Origin of the sequence: Pseudoalteromonas sp. Isolate6 (assembly GCF_022398435.1) — a bacterium.
GTDB classification, from domain to species: domain Bacteria; phylum Pseudomonadota; class Gammaproteobacteria; order Enterobacterales; family Alteromonadaceae; genus Pseudoalteromonas; species Pseudoalteromonas galatheae.
The window spans coordinates 1-3,080 of sequence record NZ_JAKEVK010000321.1 but is presented as its reverse complement, the minus strand read 5'-3'; the positions used below and the strand labels follow the sequence as shown (position 1 = coordinate 3,080).

Here is a 3,080-nt window from a genome sequence, read left to right as displayed (position 1 = left end):
CTTTTGTTGTATTTGTCTTTTTCAGATACTTGCTGAATGCAGGTGTTTAGTAATGGAAGTATAAAAACTCTAAAAGCTAGATTAAATTGTTTTATATGTTAATGGTGTTAACTGGTTGATAATTTAATTTTGTTGTTTTATCTTGTTTGTTCCACAACACGGATTATTTCTAGGAACGCAAGATGAAACAACATGTAACGATCTCTACACTAATGATGGCTATGCTCGGCGGAATCTCTTTCGCAAGCTCAGCTGCAGACAAGGCTAACCTTAATACCTACAGTTCACTTAAGCAGCTTGATAAATTTAACGCTGCGCCAGTCCAAGTGGCTGATATAAAGAAACAAATTGCGAAAAAGCTAGCGCTATCCCTCAATCGTGTGGGTCCTCAGGTTCAAACTAAACTTAGCCAATATCAAGATGCTATTTCATTAGAGCAGTTACAAGTTTCGGGGGCGGCTCAGCAACTCATGACAGAAGCGAGCCAATACACTCGTTCGTTAAAGGGCTTAACTAACCATAATTCTAATTTATACCAGTTGCGTATTGCTTCTAGCGAAATGCTAACAAAGTGGCAACAAGGTGAAGCGCCTTTAATTGCTTTTGCACCTAAAGGTGATGATAAGCATTGGCAGTATGTAGAGGCCTTTGATGAGCATGGTCAATTACATTTACTTGACGCACATACAATGCCTGAGCGGCCGGTGTTAATTGTTGAACTTGATAGTAGTAAGGTGAAGCAAGAAGGCATGCAGGTAATGAGGCAAGTGTTTGCCAAGCAAGGCTTAGTCATGCCATCAATAGAAGTGCAGAGTAACGACGATGTGGAGCCGATTTCAACCAGTGTATTGAAAAAAATCAGACTAAATGACGATGAAGAGCCTTGGGTATCTGGGGCTGCGGAAGTTTACGGCATTGTGACTGGGGTAAATCCATCTCGAGATGAGCCCATTCTAGATATCGTGGATATGCCTTATTTGGATCATGATGGTACGGACTATACGCCTAATCAAGTTATCATTCACTGGGAACGATATCGTTGGCAGGCAGCAGATCTATTGTTAATGGAGCAAGATGACAATACCAATTACCAAGACTTAGCTACGACGTTTTTAGATATTGTGACGCAAGTAATGCGTGCCATTCCTGACCCCAATGTTCAGGGTTATGCGATTATCCCACAACTGACGAATCAATTGATCAAGGCGATGCCAAGCCACTGGTTTACTAACGATGATGACTACGTTGACGTATTTTACACCTTGTTTGAAGGACAAACTTACAATGGGCATATGGGCGCAAGTGGTAATGCGAAAGTGACGATTGAGCCACTTACAATTAACCCTCGCTAAATATTAGCCAAAGTGATGTTATTGAAAAAAGGCCAGTAACTGGCCTTTTTTATTTCTTTTTATTTATCGTTACCAAATTGCTTCGACAAATTCCGGATGGTCTACAAATGGATTTCTGTTACCCTGAAATTCATAAGCCGCTTGATTGCGTGCTTGCTCTAGAGCATCGACAGGATCTTCGTTATGCCATCTTTTTAGCATGTTGATGACCCAAGTTTCGAAGACCTGGTGCTGGGTGCCATTGAGTACCGCATTGCTGTAACTGGTATTGTTTTGCCAATTTGCAATCACATCTTGATAACGCGTTGCCATATAAAAGTAGACACGAGCAAAATCGCCTTTGAATTTGTCAATTGGCTCAAATACGGTACCGCTGTAGTTAATGCCAGATGCTGAACCTAAGCGACTACCATTACTAGAGGTATAAGAAGCGCTTCCTACTTCGCCAAATGGATAGTTACTGCGCTTTGAATTTACATAGCCATCGGAAGCAAAAATATGATGGATATCCGAATTCATCGGTTCTATTTGACCGCCAAACCAAGATTTGGGGAATGAGTGTTCTCGGTTATAGCAATCGCCTTCGCTTCTGTAACTGCCGCACTGGGATCCTGTAGAAACATAGTTGATACTATCATTTGCCGTTGGCTTTTCAGAGTAGCGATCTAAGATGCTGTTATCTTTTTCAAAATGGCGATCGCGCTCGTTCTGATCGATAAAGCTCCAAATGGCAGAGTAACCCTGTGATTGGTGGTTACGAATAATCTGGTGTAACTCTGTTTTCAGTGCATAACCGCTAAGTCCAGCAGTGGAGGCATAGTAACCATCGCTAGAAGGGGGAGGTGTGGTTGTGCCAAGCGTAAAGGCATGATCTTGACGATTACCGAACTGGCCGCCAGAAGCGAGCGTTGTACCCGCATGTGTTAAGGTGTATTGGCCATTACCATTGGTACAACAAATTCCGTCACCATAGCTGTCTAGAATCGTAAAGGTAAAACTGCCGTCGTTAAGGCATAGGTTTTCATTGACCGATTGGTTATTGCTATAGCCACTACCACTAGCAACTGTTGTGTTTGTTGCATTAGTGATTTTCCAGCTTGTTTCGCTACCATAATTATCGGTCATCAAAGCGAGAGTGACACTATTATTTTGACAGCTTTGAGGCGGCTCTGGTGTGGTGGAAGTTGGAGCAAAGCCGTCAACGTAGACAGTTTCATTGCCGTCAAAACCACTGCCATCGTAAAAGCGTAAGCCAACATTAATCGCCGTGGTTGCCGTTGCGGTATAAGTATAGCTAAGTTGTTGCCACTGTCCGACATTGAACTGATCTGAATAGCCATGATAGCCATCCACCACCAGTCGAGCTTTTACGCCGCCTTCCGTATGATAGATCCAAGTGCTAAATTGATAGCTTTTACCCGCTTCAACGTTTACTTGCTGTTGTAAGTCAGTGCTACTTTGCGTTGCTGTGGTTACCTGCACCGCTGCGGCAAGGTTACCGCTTTTTACTGGTGTATTAACCGAAGTAAGTGCGATGCCCGAGTCTATAGTTGTCCACCCAGTAGGTACTTGACCACTCCAACTCTCGAAGCTGCCATTTGTTACCTGTGCGGTAACGTTGACGCTCAGTAAAGCGCAGCATGAACCGAAAATCAGATTTTTATATTTCCCGTGTTTCATTGTTACTCTCAATTATTTTGTTTATTTATATTATTAGTTTGTCTGTAT

General features: G+C 42.6%; 2 protein-coding genes. One reads left to right on the top strand and one right to left on the bottom strand.

Annotated features, from left to right (window positions below):
* Nucleotides 1-182: 182 nt before the first annotated feature.
* Nucleotides 183-1,352 carry a DUF3103 family protein gene (locus L1D50_RS22365; RefSeq protein ID WP_128725842.1) on the top strand — a complete coding sequence of 390 codons (1,170 nt, stop codon included), beginning with the start codon at nt 183-185 and terminating at the stop codon, nt 1,350-1,352.
* A 69-nt stretch (nt 1,353-1,421) separates the two neighbouring features.
* On the opposite strand, the gene L1D50_RS22360 is transcribed toward L1D50_RS22365, so the two are convergent.
* The gene (locus L1D50_RS22360; protein WP_239966873.1) at nt 1,422-3,032 is read right to left on the bottom strand and encodes an endonuclease; all 1,611 of its coding nucleotides are present in this window, start codon (nt 3,030-3,032) and stop codon (nt 1,422-1,424) included.
* Nucleotides 3,033-3,080 lie beyond the last annotated feature (48 nt).

What these genes read in the sequence shown, in the direction of transcription:
- L1D50_RS22365 (WP_128725842.1), top strand. Translation starts at nt 183, where the DNA reads ATGAAACAACATGTAACGATCTCTACACTAATGATGGCTATGCTCGGC.
- L1D50_RS22360 (WP_239966873.1), bottom strand. Translation starts at nt 3,032, where the DNA reads ATGAAACACGGGAAATATAAAAATCTGATTTTCGGTTCATGCTGCGCT.